17 protein-coding genes are annotated in these 16,298 nt (G+C 64.1%); 10 read left to right on the top strand and 7 right to left on the bottom strand.

Annotated elements, in window-relative coordinates:
- Positions 1-65: 65 nt before the first annotated feature.
- Together LZ005_RS20035 and LZ005_RS20030 are read left to right on the top strand one after the other, a co-directional pair.
- Positions 66-377, top strand: a complete 312-nt coding sequence (locus LZ005_RS20035; RefSeq protein ID WP_373889422.1) for a transposase — start codon at positions 66-68, stop codon at positions 375-377.
- Between the two features lie 43 nt (positions 378-420).
- Positions 421-1,410, top strand: coding sequence for an aldo/keto reductase (locus LZ005_RS20030; protein WP_237810281.1), 990 nt, complete (start codon positions 421-423; stop codon positions 1,408-1,410).
- A gap of 4 nt (positions 1,411-1,414) precedes the next feature.
- Here the strand turns inward: LZ005_RS20030 and LZ005_RS20025 are convergent, their stop codons facing one another.
- From LZ005_RS20025 to dnaA, 7 genes are all read right to left on the bottom strand, one after another.
- On the bottom strand, positions 1,415-1,900 hold the full coding sequence (locus LZ005_RS20025) for a hypothetical protein (protein ID WP_237810280.1): 486 nt from the start codon (positions 1,898-1,900) through the stop codon (positions 1,415-1,417).
- 34 nt (positions 1,901-1,934) lie between these two features.
- Positions 1,935-2,885, bottom strand: a complete 951-nt coding sequence (locus LZ005_RS20020) for a lipid A deacylase LpxR family protein (protein WP_237810279.1) — start codon at positions 2,883-2,885, stop codon at positions 1,935-1,937.
- Positions 2,886-2,987: 102 nt separating this feature from the next.
- Positions 2,988-4,211 carry a glycosyltransferase gene (locus LZ005_RS20015; RefSeq protein WP_237810278.1) on the bottom strand — a complete coding sequence of 408 codons (1,224 nt, stop codon included), beginning with the start codon at positions 4,209-4,211 and terminating at the stop codon, positions 2,988-2,990.
- A gap of 74 nt (positions 4,212-4,285) precedes the next feature.
- Complete coding sequence (locus LZ005_RS20010) at positions 4,286-5,059, bottom strand: helix-turn-helix domain-containing protein (RefSeq protein WP_237810277.1); 774 nt, start codon at positions 5,057-5,059, stop codon at positions 4,286-4,288.
- A gap of 142 nt (positions 5,060-5,201) precedes the next feature.
- Positions 5,202-7,691, bottom strand: a complete 2,490-nt coding sequence (gyrB, locus tag LZ005_RS20005) for a DNA topoisomerase (ATP-hydrolyzing) subunit B (RefSeq protein WP_237810276.1) — start codon at positions 7,689-7,691, stop codon at positions 5,202-5,204.
- Between the two features lie 83 nt (positions 7,692-7,774).
- On the bottom strand, positions 7,775-8,881 hold the full coding sequence (gene dnaN, locus LZ005_RS20000) for a DNA polymerase III subunit beta (RefSeq protein ID WP_237810275.1): 1,107 nt from the start codon (positions 8,879-8,881) through the stop codon (positions 7,775-7,777).
- Between the two features lie 57 nt (positions 8,882-8,938).
- The gene (gene dnaA, locus LZ005_RS19995; protein ID WP_237810274.1) at positions 8,939-10,330 is read right to left on the bottom strand and encodes a chromosomal replication initiator protein DnaA; all 1,392 of its coding nucleotides are present in this window, start codon (positions 10,328-10,330) and stop codon (positions 8,939-8,941) included.
- A 245-nt stretch (positions 10,331-10,575) separates the two neighbouring features.
- Between dnaA and rpmH the strand changes: the two genes are divergently transcribed.
- The 8 genes from rpmH to LZ005_RS19955 all read left to right on the top strand — a co-directional run bounded on the left by rpmH (position 10,576) and on the right by LZ005_RS19955 (position 15,975).
- Positions 10,576-10,710 (top strand): 50S ribosomal protein L34, encoded by a 135-nt coding sequence (gene rpmH, locus LZ005_RS19990; RefSeq protein WP_010401996.1) that lies wholly within the window; start codon positions 10,576-10,578, stop codon positions 10,708-10,710.
- Between the two features lie 30 nt (positions 10,711-10,740).
- Positions 10,741-11,118 carry a ribonuclease P protein component gene (rnpA, locus tag LZ005_RS19985; protein WP_237810273.1) on the top strand — a complete coding sequence of 126 codons (378 nt, stop codon included), beginning with the start codon at positions 10,741-10,743 and terminating at the stop codon, positions 11,116-11,118.
- The gene (yidD, locus tag LZ005_RS19980; RefSeq protein WP_237810272.1) at positions 11,115-11,381 is read left to right on the top strand and encodes a membrane protein insertion efficiency factor YidD; all 267 of its coding nucleotides are present in this window, start codon (positions 11,115-11,117) and stop codon (positions 11,379-11,381) included. Before rnpA ends, yidD begins: the two co-directional genes overlap by 4 nt.
- An 11-nt stretch (positions 11,382-11,392) precedes the next feature.
- Positions 11,393-13,096, top strand: coding sequence for a membrane protein insertase YidC (gene yidC / locus LZ005_RS19975; RefSeq protein WP_237810271.1), 1,704 nt, complete (start codon positions 11,393-11,395; stop codon positions 13,094-13,096).
- Position 13,097: 1 nt separating this feature from the next.
- Positions 13,098-14,477 (top strand): tRNA uridine-5-carboxymethylaminomethyl(34) synthesis GTPase MnmE, encoded by a 1,380-nt coding sequence (gene mnmE, locus LZ005_RS19970; protein WP_237810270.1) that lies wholly within the window; start codon positions 13,098-13,100, stop codon positions 14,475-14,477.
- A gap of 83 nt (positions 14,478-14,560) precedes the next feature.
- Complete coding sequence (locus LZ005_RS19965) at positions 14,561-14,812, top strand: Arm DNA-binding domain-containing protein (protein WP_237810269.1); 252 nt, start codon at positions 14,561-14,563, stop codon at positions 14,810-14,812.
- A 219-nt stretch (positions 14,813-15,031) separates the two neighbouring features.
- Positions 15,032-15,544: a glycoside hydrolase family protein gene (locus LZ005_RS19960; protein ID WP_237810268.1), complete on the top strand. Its 513-nt coding sequence runs from the start codon at positions 15,032-15,034 to the stop codon at positions 15,542-15,544.
- Positions 15,541-15,975, top strand: a complete 435-nt coding sequence (locus LZ005_RS19955) for a hypothetical protein (protein ID WP_237810267.1) — start codon at positions 15,541-15,543, stop codon at positions 15,973-15,975. Before LZ005_RS19960 ends, LZ005_RS19955 begins: the two co-directional genes overlap by 4 nt.
- The last annotated feature ends 323 nt before the right edge of the window (positions 15,976-16,298 follow it).

The following is a 16,298-nucleotide window of genomic DNA, read 5'->3' as shown; positions in this document are numbered from 1 at the left end:
CACAAATCGCCGGCACGCGGGAACCAAGCGCGGAACGCGTCGTCCAAGCAGGCAGGAGGTTCGATATGGCAGCAACAGTTGGACGGGAAGACTTCGAGGCCGTACGCGGCTTGCTGGAAAGCGCGCGCAAAAAAACGCGGCCGCGCCGGCACGACGTGTACGACGTATTCAGCGCCATCGTGTATCTGCTCGAGCAGCGCATCCCCTGGCGCAATCTGCCGCCCAGCTATCCGCCGTGGCGCACCGTGCACGAGTATTTCCGCCAATGGACGGAGCAGCGCACGGGCCAGTCCGAGGTCTTGCTCGAACAGGCCCTGAAAACCCTGCACCAGCCCGGTCTGCTGGCGGCCCTGCACGAGCGGCTGGCGCGCAGCTAGGCCGGTCCGCGCACCTCCTTTTTCTTGTTCACTGGAGGACAGCATGGACAGTATTCCCCTTGGCCGCAGCGGCCCCAGCGTATCGCGCCTGGGCCTGGGCTGCATGGGCATGAGCGACCTGTACGGCCCGGCCGAGCGCAGCGAAAGCCTGGCCACCATCCAGGCCGCGCTCGACGATGGCATCAGCCTGTTCGACACCGGCGACTTCTACGGCATGGGCCACAATGAGCTGCTGCTCGGCGAGGCCCTGCGCGGGCGCCGCCAGCAGGTGGTGCTGAGCGTGAAGTTCGGCGCCCTGCGCGACCCGGCCGGCAATTGGCTGGGCATGGACTGCCGGCCCCAGGCCGTCAAAAATTTCCTCGCCTACTCGCTGCGCCGGCTCGGCGTCGAGCACATCGACATCTACCGCCCGGCCCGGCTCGATCCCCAGGTGCCGATCGAGGACACGGTCGGCGCCATTGCCGACCTGATCCGCGCCGGTGATGTACGCCACATCGGCCTGTCCGAGGTCGGGCCCGACACCCTGCGGCGCGCCGCCGCCGTGCATCCGATCGCCGACGTCCAGCTCGAGTATTCGCTGCTGTCGCGCGCGGCCGAAAACGGCCTGCTGCCGACGGCGCGCGAACTGGGCATCGGCATCACGGCCTATGGCGTGCTCAGCCGTGGTCTGCTATCGGGCCATTGGCATGAAGGGCGCGCAGGCGAAACCGATTTTCGCGCCGCCAGTCCGCGTTTTCAGGGCGAGAACCTGCGCCACAATCTGGGCCTGGTCGACGCCGTGCGCTGGATCGCCACCGAGCACCAGCTCAGCGTGGCCCAGCTGGCCGTGGCCTGGGTGCTGGCCCAGGGCGCCGATATCGTGCCCCTGATCGGCGCGCGCCAGCGCAGCCAGCTGGCCGAATCTCTGGGCGCCTTGGGGGTGCAGCTGGATGCGGCCACCTTGGCCCAGCTGGCCGTGGCGGTGCCGGCCGGGGCGGCCGCGGGCGCGCGTTATCCGCCCGGGCAGATGCCCGCGCACGACAGCGGCGAGTAGGGGCTTATTGCGAGGCGGCCGGTGCGGCGGCGGCCGCGTCTGCGGCGGGCTCGGCGGCAGGTGCCGGCGCGGCCGGGGCCGCGGGCGCTTTGGGCTGGGGCGTGGCCTCGAACACCAGCTTCTTCTCGACCAGCTTGAAGCTGCCGAGCTTGGGGCCGCTTGGCGTGCCGGCCTTGTCGGTGACCAGGGCGCAGGTTTCCGTCTCCACCTGCCAGGCCTGCTCGCCTTCCTTGACGATCCAGTTGCGCTCGCCGTTGGCATACACATCGACCGCCAGTTCCGCGGCCGAGACATCGGTCAGCGGCAGCTGGCGCTGGCACTCTGGCAGGCGCGACACCACCAGGGTCACGCTGACGCCGTCGTTCCAGAACGCGTCCTGGCGCACGCGCAGCGAGAGCGCATGGTCATTGCCCTCCACCAGGTAGGAAGCCGTGCCGTCGATACAGGCAGTCAAGGTCAGCGGAGCGAGCAGGGCGAGCAGTTTGCGCATGATGGACGAGGTAAAAGCGGTTCGGCCAAGTATTTCACCACTCCGTCCCCAGCGTCAAGGCGCCGAAGCGGTGCGCGTACACCGGCAGCGGCGAGCGGAATTCGGGCGTGCGCCAGGTCGCCTGCAGCTGCAGGAACCAGCGCGAAGCCGGCCACGCCAGATGCACGCCGGCGACCGTGTCGCGCACAGTGCGGCGCAGGCTGATCAGGGGCGCATCGACGTACAGATTGCGCGCGAAATAGCGCCACTCGAGGCCCGCATACACGGTGCAGCGCAGGCGTGCGAACAGGCAGCTGCTGTCCTCGGGCGCCAGCGTGTTCTGGATGCCGGGCGGCGGCGGCAGCAGGGGCGGCAGCTGCTTGCCCAGACTGAGCATGGCGCCCGCGCCCGCATAGGTCTGCAAATTGCCGGCCGCCAGCTTGCCCCAGACGGCCACGCGCGACTGCAGGCCCCCGCCAAGCTCAGCCGCCAGCGCCGGGATGGCGACGCGCCGCTCGCCCGTCAGCATCAGGCCGAGGCGGGCCGGAATCTGGTATTCCCAGCCCAGCGGTTCGGCGCGCCCGAGCACACGGTGAATGAATTTCTGCGTCTGCTCGGCCAGCGAAGGCCGCCCGGTGAGCCCCACGCGCAGGCTGATGCTGGTCATCTGCAACTGGTCGGGGCGCAGGAACTGCCACATCTGCTCGCCATACAGCAGACCCGCATACGGATGGTCGTAGGGCTGTGGACCCGGCAGCGCGATATCGGCCGGCGTGTACATCAGCTGGCCGATGCTGAATTGCTCAGCGTAGGCCGGTCCCCAGCTGTCGGGCGCCCAGGCCGCGCGCGTGGCCGGCTGGCGCAAGGCCGACCACTGCACCCCGTTCGTGTAATAGCGGTCGCTGTCGAAGAAACCGTCGTTCTCGAAAGTGAAATGATGGACGGTCGGGGCGGCCCGGACCAGCAGGGGCAGCAGGGCGGCAAGCAGGACGAGGCAGCGGCGCATAGTGTCCTCCGGAAAAGGAACTTCCACGATAGCGACTGTCCGGGCAGCAACCTTGCGGCGGCGCAAGCTCAGACTATCAGCGCCGCTTATGTTCCGGCCGTTTTATAAGCTGCGGTGATGGGCGTGCGCGAGCGCCATTTCCGCAATCCGTGCCGCGCCGTCGCCTTCGCGCGCCAGACGTGCGCGCACCACCTGGGTAAGCGCCTGGGTCGGTCCGGCACTCAGCCAGTCCCAGGCCTCGGGCGCGCTCAGCGGACGCGCCACCCCGAGCGCCACCAGACGCGCCGCATTGTCGGGCTGATCGTGCGCACTCGGCTGCAGCAGCTGGGGCACACCGGCGCGCATGGCGGCCAGGGCCGTGCCGATGCCCGCATGGTGGACGATGCCCTTGACATGCGGCAGCACCGCGTCGAAAGGCAGGAAAGGCAGACTCAGCACATCGTCCTGCGCCGGCCCCGGCTGCGGCTCGACCACCAGCGCGCGCCAGCCACGGGCGCGCACGGCCGCAATCGCCCGCGTCACCCAGGCCGGGCGCTGGGCCACCGCCGTGCCCGCCGTAATCAGGACCGCCTCGCCGCCGAGCCAATCGGCCACGTCGGCTGGCAGGCTCGTCTGTCCGAGCCGGGCCAGCGGAAAGCCCGCGCACTGTCCCTGGGCCGGCCAGTCGCCGGCCGGCTCGGCAAACCAGGACGGAAACGCATACAGCACCTGGGCCGGCGAATGGATCCAGTGCGACAGCAGCCAGCGCTGCGGCGCCAGGCCCAGCTCGGCGCGGAAAGCATTGATGTAGCGGCCCAGCAGCGGTTCGGTGCCGACCCGCTCCGACAGCCGCATCAGGAAGCGGCGCAGGCCCAGCGGCCAGTGCGGCGGAATCGACAGCAGCGGCCAGCGCGGCGGCGCCTCGGCCGAAAAGATGATCGAGGGCGACAGGTGCACGGTGCAATTGCGAAAGCCATCGCGTTCCTCGGCCAGGCGCGCCGCCACCGCGAACGAGGAACTGAGCAGCAGCGTGTCGCGCGCGTGCCAGCCCGCGCGCACCATCGGGTAGGCGCTGCGCATGGCCGCATCGTAATACGTCCACGAGGCCGCCAGGCCGCGCCGCGCATCCCAGATATCGGCGCCGTCGAACACGCGCGTGAACACGTCCTCCGCGCCGATCGAGACGAAGGCCACACCGCTGCCCGCCACATACGGGGCGTAGCGCTGCGGGGCCATCAAGGTCGTGTCCAGCCCGCGCGCGGCCAGCTGGGCCGCCACGGCCGCGAACGGCGCCACATCGCCGCCCGAACCGACCGCCATCACCAGGGCGCGCCGAATCGCCTGCATGTCCTGCTCCAGAAGAAAGAAACCGCCGCAGCATACGACGCCGCGCGCGCGCCGTCTTGAACGAATGCGACAGCTCAGCCCAGCAGACGGGCCGGGCGGAAGGCCCAGAAGCCGGCCGTGTCGGCCAGCATCGCGCCCTTCGCAAGGCGCGGCGCCAGCCCGGCCGCATAGCGGAAGTCGCGCGACATATGGGCCTGATCCGCATAGCCGCGCTCCGCCGCGAGCTGGGCCAGCGAAGGCGATTGCGCCAGTTGCAGCAGCGACTGTTCGAAGCGCCGCACGCGCAGCCACTCGCGCGGGCGCAGCCCGTGCGCGGCCAGAAAGCGCCGCTCGAAATGCCGCGCGCTGAGCTGGCAGGCATGGGCGGCCGCCGCCACCGCGCCCGCATGGAGCAGGGCATCGGCCAGGGCTTGCGCGCGCCGCTCCGCCGCCGAGGCCGGTTTAGCCAGCGCCGCCAGGGCCGCCGCCAAGTGGCTGCGCTCGTCCACGGCCGCCAGCAGCAAGTCCAAGGCCGGATGCGGCAGCGCCAAGAGTCCATGCGCAAGGGCAGGCGGCGCCACACCGAACCAGGCCGGCAGCAGCCAGGCCGGCAGCACCAGACTGAGCGAGCGCATCGGCCCGACCGTCTCGGTGCGGATCGGCTGACAGAAGGGGCCGGTAAGAAAGCAGGTGGGCAGCGCGCTTCCATCCTCGGCCAACCGCACCGCGCCGCGCGCAATCACATTCAGACAAGCATAAGTACTGGCCGGCACCGTGCTCGGCACACAAGCCCCGGCCGCCACCTCGCGCCAGATCGCACAGACCACGCCCGGCGCGGGCGCAGGCAGGATGTCGACGTGTTCAGTCATGGGCGAGACCATAGCACAGAGCCACCAAGAAAAATGGGGTCAGACCCCATTTTTCCGGGCAGACAAAAGGGGCCTGACCCCATTTATCTAGGCAGAAAAAATGCCCTCGCGGTGGAGGGCATTGGGATGGCGTGGTCGGCGCTTAAACGTCGATATTCCCCGCCTGCAGCGCGTTGGCTTCGATGAAGTTGCGGCGCGGTTCGACTTCGTCGCCCATCAGGGTGGTGAAGATCTGGTCGGCGGCAATGGCGTCCTCGATCTGCACTTTCAGCAGGCGGCGCACGGTCGGGTCCATCGTCGTTTCCCACAGCTGCTCGGGATTCATCTCGCCCAGACCTTTGTAGCGCTGCTTGCTCACCGTGCGCTCGGCTTCGTCGCGCAGCCATTGCATGGCGTGCGCGAAGTCGGTCACGGCCGATTCCTTCACACGCTCGCCTTCGCCGCGGCGCACGAACGCGCCTTCGCCGATCAGGCCCTTGAAGGTGGCGGCGGCCGTCGCCAGCAGGCCGTAGTCGGCGCCCTGCACGAAGTCGGCGTCGATGCTGCTGATCTTCACGTTGCCATGGTGCATGCGCTCGATGCGCAGCGCCGGCTTGTCGTTGAACTCGTCGGCATGCACGCGCACTTTGACGAAGGGATCATTGATCGCCGCCTGCAGATTCTCGGCCGAGGCCGTTGCGCTGTCGACGCTGCTCAGATCGAGGGTGACGCCGGTCATGATGGCCGTCAGCGCGGCGCGGTCGATCACGCGCGTCAGTCGCGTCATCACGGCATTGGCCAGGTTGTACTGGCGCGCCAGCTCGCTCAGGGCCTCGCCGCTGATGCTGTCGGCGCCTTCGCGCGGCACCAGCACGGCGCTGTTCAGCGCCACCGTCATCATATAGCTGGCTTCTTCGCTGTCGTCCTTCAGATAGCGCTCGTCGCGCCCGGCCTTCACCTTGTACAGCGGCGGCTGGGCGATGTAGATGTGGCCGCGCTCGACCAGCTGCGGCATCTGGCGGTAGAACAGGGTCAGCAGCAGGGTGCGGATGTGGGCGCCGTCGACGTCGGCGTCGGTCATGATGATGATGCGGTGATAGCGCAGCTTGTCGATATTGAATTCGTCCTGGCCGATCGAGGTGCCGAGCGTGGCGATCAGGGTCGTGATCTGCTCCGACGACAGCATCTTCTCGAAGCGCGCCTTCTCCACGTTCAGCACCTTGCCGCGCAGCGGCAGGATGGCCTGGAACTTGCGGTCGCGGCCTTGCTTGGCCGAGCCGCCTGCGGAGTCACCCTCGACGATATACAGTTCGCACAGGGACGGGTCGCGCTCCTGGCAGTCGGCCAGCTTGGACGACAGGCCGAGCCCGTCCATCACGCCCTTGCGGCGCGTCAGGTCGCGCGCCTTGCGCGCCGCTTCCCGCGCACGCGCCGCTTCCACGATCTTCCCGCAGATCATCTTGGCGTCGTTCGGCTTTTCCATCAGGAAGTCGGTCAGGGTCTTGGCGACGATCTCCTCGACCGGGCCGCGCACTTCCGACGAGACCAGCTTGTCCTTGGTCTGGGACGAGAACTTCGGCTCCGGCACCTTCACCGACAGCACGCAGGTCAGGCCTTCGCGCATATCGTCGCCCGAGATTTCCACCTTGGCCTTCTTGGCCAGGTCGTTCTCTTCGATGTACTTGTTGATCACGCGCGTCATGGCGGCGCGCAGACCGGTCAGGTGGGTGCCGCCGTCGCGCTGCGGGATGTTGTTGGTGAAGCAGAGCACGGTTTCGTTGTAGGCATCGTTCCACTGCATCGACACGTCGACGCTGATGGTCGTGCCCTGGTCGCTGGCGCGCTCGCCCGTGGCCTGGAACACGGTCGGGTGCAGCACGCTCTTGGCCTTGTTGATGTACTCGACGAAGCCGCGCGTGCCGCCTTCGAAGGCGAACACTTCTTCCTTGCCGTTGCGCTGGTCGGTCAGCTTGATGTTGACGCCGTTGTTCAGGAAGGACAGCTCGCGGATGCGCTTGGACAGGATGTCGTAGTGGAATTCGACGGTGCCGAAAATCGTCTCATCGGCCCAGAAATGGACCTCGGTGCCGCGCTTGTCCGTTTCGCCGATGACCTTGATCGGCGAGCAGGCAAAGCCGTCGATCATTTCGATTTCGCGGTTCTGGGTCACGCCGCGCACGAATTCCATCTGGTGCACTTTGCCGTCGCGGCGGATCGTCACGCGCAGCAGTTTCGACAGCGCGTTCACGCAGGACACGCCGACCCCGTGCAGACCGCCCGAGACCTTGTAGGCGTTCTGGTCGAATTTGCCGCCGGCATGCAGCTCGGTCAGCACGATTTCGGCCGCCGAGCGTTTCGGCTCGTGCTTGTCGTCCATTTTCAGGCCGACTGGAATGCCGCGCCCATTGTCCGTGATCGAGATCGAATTATCGCTGTGAATGGTCACATGGATTTCCGAGCAGTGGCCGGCCAGGGCCTCGTCGATCGAGTTGTCGAGCACCTCGAACACCAGGTGGTGCAGACCGGTGCCGTCCGAGGTATCGCCGATATACATGCCGGGGCGTTTGCGTACGGCTTCCAGGCCTTCCAGAATCTGAATGGAAGACGCGCCGTATTCATCGGACTTGGGTGCGGATTTCTCTTGATCGGACATTATTGCGGCTTTCGTTATTGCTTATGGTCTGGGTAGAACGTAACAAGGGCGGCCCGAACAGGCCGCCCTTGCGCAAGCGTTGCTTAGATTCGCATCGGCATCACGACATATTTGAAGTCCTGATTTTCGGGAATTGAAATCAGGGCCGAGGAATTGGAGTCGCCGAGGGCGATATTGATCTGATCGCACTTCAGGTTGTTCAGCACGTCGAGCAGATAGGTGACGTTGAAGCCGATATCGATGGCGTCGCCGCCGTAATCGATCTCGAGTTCTTCGACCGCTTCTTCCTGGTCGGCATTGGTCGAGCTGATCTTCAGGCTGCCCGGGGCGATCATGCAGCGCACGCCCTTGAACTTATCGCTGGTCATGATGGCGGCGCGCTGCAGCGAGCGCAGCAGCTCATCGCGGCTGATCGTGAAGTCGTTCTTGTAGCCGCGCGGGATCACCCGCGTGTAATCGGGGAACTTGCCTTCCACCAGTTTCGAGATCAGGTCGATGTCGGCGAACTGCAGCTTGACCTGGGAGGCGGCGATGTGCAGCGAGACTTCCTCGTCCGATTCTTCCAGCAGGCGCTGCAGCTCGAGGATGGTCTTGCGCGGGATGATCACTTCCTGGCGCGCATAGCTGGCCTCGGTCTGCACCTGGCAGAAGGCCAGACGGTGGCCGTCGGTCGCCACGGCGATCACGTTATTCCCGTCCAGCACCAACAGCAGGCCGTTCAGGTAGTAGCGGATGTCCTGCTGGGCCATGGCGAAATACACCATGTTGAACAGGTGCTTGAGCGTCTTCTGCGGCAAGGTGACGGAGGCATTGAAGGTGTCGGCCTCGGCCACGGTGGGGAATTCTTCCGGCGCCAGCGTCTGCAGGGCGAAGCGCGATTTGCCGCTTTGCACAGTCAGGCGCTTATTCGCCAGGGTCAGACTCACGTCGCCGGCTTCGGGCAGGGCGCGCAGAATGTCGAGCAGCTTGCGCGCGGCCACGGTGGTGCCCATTTCTTCCGGGCCCGAACCGACTTCGGCGTGGGTCGTGATCTGGATTTCCGTGTCGGTCGACAGGAAGGACACGTTCTCGCCATGCTTGCGAATGAGGATATTGGCCAGAATCGGCATGGTGTGCCGACGCTCGACAATACCGCTCACGATTTGCAGGGGACGTAGCAGCGTGTCACGGGTGGTTTTGACCAATTGCATAGACAGTCCTCGGAGGTTTAGTAAATAGCGACATTTTGCCAGAATTTCATGGGATTTTTAGCCTTTCAGCGTCTGTTCCAATACATGCAATTCGTGGTTGACTTCGGGATTTTTGGCGCGGTCCTGGGCAATCTTGCGCACCGCGTGCAGCACCGTCGTGTGGTCGCGTCCGCCAAACAGTTCGCCGATCTCGGGCAGGCTCTTTTGTGTGAGCTCTTTGGCAAGATACATGGCGATCTGGCGCGGCCGCGCGATATTCGCGGGGCGGCGCTTGGAGTACATATCGGCGACCTTGATATTGAAGAAATCGGCCACCGTTTTCTGGATGTTCTCGACCGAAATCTGGCGGTTCTGCACCGACAGCAGGTCTTTCAGCGCTTCCTTGACGATGTCGATCGACACTTCTTTGCCGTGGAAACGCGAGTACGCGAGGATCTTGCGCAGCGCCCCTTCGAGCTCGCGCACGTTCGAGCGCAGGTGTTTTGCCACAAAGAAAGCCACATCGTCGGACAGGGTCACGCCCTCGGACTGCGCCTTTTTCAGCAGAATCGCCACCCGCATTTCGAGTTCGGGCGGCTCGATCGCCACCGTCAGACCGGAGTCGAAGCGCGAAATCAGGCGGTCGTCCATGCCCGTGATTTCCTTCGGATAGGTGTCCGAGGTGATGATGATCTGTTTCTTGGCGGCAATCAGCGCCTCGAAGGCGTAGAAGAATTCTTCCTGGGTCCGGCTTTTGCCGCCAAAGAACTGGATATCGTCGATCAGCAGCATGTCCAGCGAGTGGTAGTAATGCTTGAAGTCGTCGAAACCCTTGCGCTGGTAGGCCGTCACCACGTCGCGCACGAATTGCTCGGCGTGGATGTAGCGGATGCGCGCGCCCGGCTGGTCGGCCATCACCTGGTTGCCGATCGCGTGGATCAGGTGGGTCTTACCGAGGCCGACGCCACCGTACAGGAACAGCGGGTTGTAGGACACGCCCGGATTATTCGCCACCTGAATGGCGGCCGCGCGCGCCAGCTGGTTGGCCTTACCGGTCACCAGGCTCTCGAAGGTCAGGTCGGGATTGACGCGGCTCTGTTCACGCGCCTTGTTGGCCATCTGGCCGAATTCGTCTTTCGGGCTGCTGCCGCCTGGCAGGCCCAGGTCGCTCAGCGGTGCGCCCGTGTGCGGGGCCGGGGCGGCGCCGGCCGGCTTCTTCACGCCATTGGTTTTCGGGTCGAGCACGAACTGCACATCGACCGGACGCTCGAAAAAGTCCTGGGCCAGGGCCGTGATGCGGCCGGCAAACTGGGACTTGACCATGTCGAGCTTGAAGCGGTTGGGCGCGGCGATGCGCAGCTTGCCATCTTCGTAATCAAGCACGGTCAGCGCCTTGATCCAGGCGCTATATTGTTGCGGCGTCAGCTCCAATTCCAGCTGGGCGGAGCAGGTCGGCCAAAAATTTTCCATCGAGCAGTCTATTCAATTACAGTGAAGCCAAGGCCAGGACCGCGGGCGGACCGGCGGCACGGAACGTTCTATTTTAACCGCCAGACCGCGACTTATCCACAGGCAAAACAGGAATTTTTCATGTGCGCGCCACCCTCCGAGCTTGACAGACTGGACCGAAATGCTGTCTAATCCTCTGTTCCCCGCCTCCGGCATTTCGGGGCCGGACAGATTTCACCAATTGTTTAAGCTTTAGCGAGACCACCATGAAACGTACTTACCAACCTTCCGTCGTCCGTCGTAAGCGCACGCACGGCTTCCGTGCCCGTATGGCTACCCGTGGCGGCCGTGATGTGCTCAATGCCCGTCGCGCCAAGGGCCGCAAGCGCCTGGCTGTCTAAGCCCGGCGATCGGCTGAACGCGGCCCGGCTGTGTCTGCCAGTCCGCAGGACTTCGCCCGCGCACGGCGTATTCTGAAAACGGATGAATTTTCATCCGTTTTTCGTTTGCGCCCCGCCTACAAGACGGCCCATTTCGTGTTGTACACGCGTCCCTCGCCGCAGCCGCATGCGCGTTTGGGAATCGTGGTGGCCAAGCGCTTCGCGCCGCGTGCAGTGACGCGCAACACGATCAAACGCGCCACGCGCGAGGCCTTCCGGGTGGCGCAGCTGCCGGGCGTCGACTGCATCGTCAGGCTGGCCCGTCCGGTCAATAGCCGTGCCGGCCCGGCGGTCGCTCCCGCCCTCAAGCGCGATCTGCGCGCCGAACTCCAGCGTTTGTTTGCTTCGCAAACCCCCAGGACGCCATGAAGCACTTGCTCGTCAGATTGTTGCGGCTGTATCAGCTGTTGCTCAGCCCCATGCTGGGCCAGAATTGCCGCTTCTATCCGAGCTGCTCCACCTATGCGATCGAAGCCCTGCAGACCCATGGCGCCGCCAAGGGCAGCTGGCTGGCCGTGCGCCGCGTCTGCCGCTGCCATCCGTGGAGCGCAGGCGGGCTTGATCTTGTTCCCCCGCGTACCCATCTCCACGATTCCGAGCGCGGCTGCGCTCGCAACCATCATTCTTCCTGACCTGGACCCCAATGGAAATCAATAAACGTGCCATTTTGTGGATCGTGTTCTCTGTGTCACTGGTGCTGCTGTGGAACCAGTGGATGGTGAGCAAAGGTAATCCCTCGTTCTTCGCCCCGAGCGCCGCCAAGCAGGCGCCGGCCGCGGCCCCTGCCTCGGCCCCGGCGGCTTTGGCGGCCGCGTCCGCCGCCAGCGCCGCGGCCCCGGCCGCCGCCCCCGCTGCCGAAGGCGAAGCCGCGCCGCTCAAGACCGAAGTGGTCACGATCACCACCGACGTGTTCAAGGTCGACATCGACACCGCCGGCGGCGTCATCAAGCGTCTGGAACTGCTCAACTACAAGCGCTCCGGCAACCCGGGCTGGTTCAACCGCTGCTTCGGCAAGGAGAACATGGACTGGTGCAAGGGCAATCACGAAAGCCAGAAGAATGAAGTGCTGTTCGACGTCGACGGCCACAAGACCTTCCTGGCCCGCACCGGCCTGGCCGGCGTCGGCGTGCCCAACCACCGCACGGCCTTCGTGGCCAAGCCGGGCGCGCGCGTGCTCGACGGCAAAGACCAGATCCAGCTCGTGCTCGAAGCCGAGCAGGGCGGCGTCAAGCTGACCAAGACCTTCACCTTCAAGAAGGGCGACTACACGATCGGCGTGCAGCACGACGTGACCAACCTCGGCACGGCCGCCATCTCGCCGACCCTGTACCTGCAGCTGGTCCACGATGGCAACAAGCCGGCCGAAAGCTCCTACTTCTATTCGAGCTACACCGGCCCGACCCTGTTCACGGACGAGAAGAAATACGAAAAGCTCGAGTTCCAGAAGATCGCCGAGAAGAAAGCTGAACACGCGACCCAGGCCAATAATGGCTGGATCGCCATCGTCCAGCACTTCTTCGTCAGCGCCTTCGTGCCGCAGGACAAAGCCCAGCGCGAGTTCGTGACCGAGCAGATCGAGCCGAACATCTTCGCCATCACCAACAAACTGCCGATGGGCACCGTCGCCCCGGGCCAGACCATCAGCCAGAGTGCCAAGCTGTACTCGGGCCCGCAGGTCAATCTCGACAAGGTTGCGCCCGAACTCGATCTGGTCAAGGACTATGGCTGGCTGACCATCATCGCCAAGCCCATCTTTGCCTTCATGAATCTGCTGCACGCCGGCATCGGCAACTGGGGCTGGACGATTGTGGCCCTGACCGTGATCATCAAGCTGGCCTTCTTCCCGCTGTCGGCGGCCGGCTTCAAGAGCACGGCCAAGATGAAGACCCTGATGCCGAAGATTAATGCCCTGCGTGAGAAGCACAAGAACGATCCGCAGAAGCTGAACATGGCCACGATGGAGCTGTACAAGGCCGAGAAGATCAATCCGCTCGGCGGCTGTCTGCCGATCCTCGTGCAGATGCCGGTGTTCTTCGCCCTCTACTGGGTGCTGCAGGCCTCGGTCGAGATGCGCGGCGCGCCCTGGCTCGGCTGGATTACCGACCTGACCCAGCCCGACACCTGGGCCGTGCTGCCGGTGATCTACGCGATCTCGATGTTCATTACGACCAAGCTCAATCCGGCCCCGGCCGATCCGATGCAGGCCAAGATGATGATGTGGATGCCGCTGATGTTCTCGGTGATGTTCTTCTTCTTCCCGTCCGGCCTGGTGCTGTACTGGGTGGTGAACAACATCCTGTCCATCGGCCAGCAGTGGTATATCACCAAGAAGTACGGTACCCAGTAACGTGCCCGTCGATGCCGCACCGATCGCCGCCATTGCCACCGCGCCCGGACGTGGTGGCATTGGCGTGGTGCGCGCTTCGGGCAAGCAGCTTGCCGGCCTGATCGGTGCGCTGTTCCCCGGCGTCACGCTCAAGCCGCGCCACGCCAGCTACCTGCCCTTCACCCAGGCCGACGGCAGTCTGATCGACCAGGGTATCGTGCTCTGGTTCCAGGGGCCGCATTCCTACACCGGCGAAGACGTGCTCGAACTGCAGGGCCATGGCGGCCCCGTGGTGCTGCAGATGCTGTTGCAGCGCGTGCTCGAAGCGGGCGCCGAGTTCGGTCTGCGCCTGGCCGAGCCGGGCGAATTCACGCGCCGCGCCTACCTGAACGACAAGCTCGACCTGGCCCAGGCCGAAGCCGTGGCCGACCTGATCGACGCCAGCACCGAAGCGGCCGCCAAGTCGGCTTCGCAATCGCTGTCGGGCGCGTTCTCGCAGGCCATCCACACCCTGGTCGAGCAGGTGATTCATCTGCGCATGCTGGTCGAGGCCACGCTCGATTTTCCCGAAGAGGAAATCGACTTCCTCGAAAAGTCCGACGCGCGCGGGCAGCTGAGCGCCATCATCGGCGCGCTCGAGCACGTGTTTGCCCAGGCCGCCCAGGGCGCCCTGTTGCGCGAAGGTCTGAACGTGGTGCTGGTGGGGCAGCCGAATGTCGGCAAGTCCTCGCTGCTCAATGCCCTGGCCGGCGCCGACGTCGCGATTGTCACGCCGATTGCCGGCACCACGCGTGACAAGGTCAGCGAGACCATCCAGATCGAAGGCATTCCGCTCAATATCATCGACACGGCCGGCATCCGCCGTCCCGAAGAAGCGAGCGACCAGGTCGAGCGCATCGGCATCGAGCGCACCTGGGCCGAAGTGGCCAAGGCCGACGTGATCCTGCATCTGCTCGACGCCGACCACGGCCCCACGCGCGCCGACGACGACATCGCCGCCGCCTTTCCGCAGGGCGTGCCGCTGGTGCGCGTGTGGAACAAGATCGACCTGTCGGGCCACAAGCCGGCGGTCGACCAGGACGCGGCCGCGACCCACATCTATCTGTCGGCGCACGAGCACATCGGCATCGACCTGCTGCGCGCCGAACTGCTGCGCATCGCCGGCTGGCAGCAGACCGGCGAGTCGCTCTACCTGGCGCGCGAGCGCCACCTGATCGCCCTGCGCAGCGCGCGCAAGCATCTGGACCACGCCGCCGCCCACGCGGCCCAGAACGATCAGTCGCTCGACCTGTTTGCCGAAGAGCTGCGCCTGGCTCAGGTCCAGCTTTCCAGCATCACCGGCGCCTTCTCCGCCGACGACCTGCTCGGCGAGATCTTCAGCCGTTTTTGCATCGGCAAATAGAGTAGAGTTTTTTAGGGTCCGAGGACGTCCAAAAATCCCTGCCTGAACGCCGTTCTCCCTGTAACGGCGGGCGTTGTTTATAAATGGGAATGCTGGATGCAGGTAAGCAAGAAAAACGCACGTTGGGGAAGTGCCCGGCGCTGACGCTCAAGAATGCGCGCACATTACACCACAAGGCGGCAGAAGAGGTAGCTGTGGGTGACTTATCCGCCCAGGAAAAGCCGTTCGCGAAGACGGCCCAAGCGCGGAATACCACGGTGGCGGAATTCGCAGAGCGGTTCTTCAGAGAAGTGCAAATGAAGGTCAACGCGCAGCCACGTTTGCCGCTCAGGTAGCTCGCCAGTGACGCGCCGCCGTACATCGGGCAAAAAAGGTGGGTGAGCTGACCTTTGGGGACATGCGTCGGCTCATCTGAAAGAAGGAACAAGGCTTTGACGCCGCAGCTTGCTCAAGTGTGGCAAGGGGAAGACTTGCTTTCCGTCATGAGGTTAGCCGATTACCGCTGGCAAATTCGACCTCGTCCATTTGGATGATTACCGGAACGGAGACAAGCGATGGTAACCCTGCGAAGTGGAGCGAGAAACCAAAACGCCGATTTATCGATGAGTAATGAGGCGAAAGCACGATTGCGGAAACGCGAGCGTGTACGTGGCTACTACAACGACATGGGCGGAAATCGGGGAAACTGCACCTACGGAATAGGGATCTTGGCACATCGAGGTCCTTGTACCGAACAGGAGTTGCGAACCCCGCTGACCGAGGCCCAAATCACAGCGTCCTTTGATGCGGCAATCCGGGAGGCGGAGCGGGCCGTGCGAAGGAACGTCGATCGTCAGGCCCTGACCCAAGATCAATTTGACGCGCTGGTGCGCTACGCATTCAATACCGGCGCACATGGCGCTCGGCAAACTTTTCAGCTTGTGAACCGCGGAGCGTTGCAGGCGGCGGCAAACAACATCTCGTCAAATATTCGGGCGCGCGTCGATGGGCGCCTGGTGATTGCCCGGGGCTTGATCGATCGTCGACGCGAAGAGAGCGAGCCATTCAGACAGCGGGGTGGGCGATGAAACCCTATCTCGCCGCGTTTCTCCTATCGATAGCCGTGACGAATCTCAGCGCCAATCCTATTCAAGTAAAGCTGACCGGCAATTGGAAGATTACGGAGGTGCTGGACAATCAAGAGACTGTATCGCTGTCCGATGAAGAGGCGAAAAGTCTTATCGGTACCAAGATGATAGTCACGGCAGACCGAATTCAATTTGGCGGGGCGGACTGCCGTGTCCCGCAGTACAAGACAGAGAAACACAAGATGTACGCCTACTTCGTCAAGGAATTCAACTTTGAACCGAAGCGCCTGCCTCTGCCAGATGCCGTGACCGAGATCCAAGTCACCTGCCAGGATCCTGTGGGAATTGATTTCATTTATGTGCGCGACCAACGTCAAATCGTGCTGTACTGGAAGGGGTTCTTTCTAAACGCGGTACGGCAAGCACACTAGGCTAGCTGGACGCTTTGCAAGCTGCGTGGTCGGTGCGCCGTCCAGCGCATGTGAGGAGCAAAGATGGAATCTCGGCGGGTAAGGCTATGTATCGCGGTCGCAGCGTTGACTGCCCTTGCAATCTATGCCGCAGGCATGCAAAGCATCCTCAAACCGAGGGGCGGTAACGGTCTTCTTTATTACGTCATGTCTGGGTTGAGCGATTGTTCTTACCTATGAACTAGTCTATGCGCGTGTCCATGGTCCCAATCTGTCGGTGGACATGGCCCGGTATTTCGGCTTGTTCTCAGATTCGCCAGCTTCTGCTTCGGCAAATAAGCTGC

Origin of the sequence: Massilia sp. TS11, assembly GCF_022012445.1 — a bacterium.
In the GTDB taxonomy this organism is placed as follows: domain Bacteria; phylum Pseudomonadota; class Gammaproteobacteria; order Burkholderiales; family Burkholderiaceae_D; genus Telluria.
The sequence above is the reverse complement of the archived record's forward strand: the minus strand, read 5'-3'. Positions and strand labels throughout refer to the sequence as shown.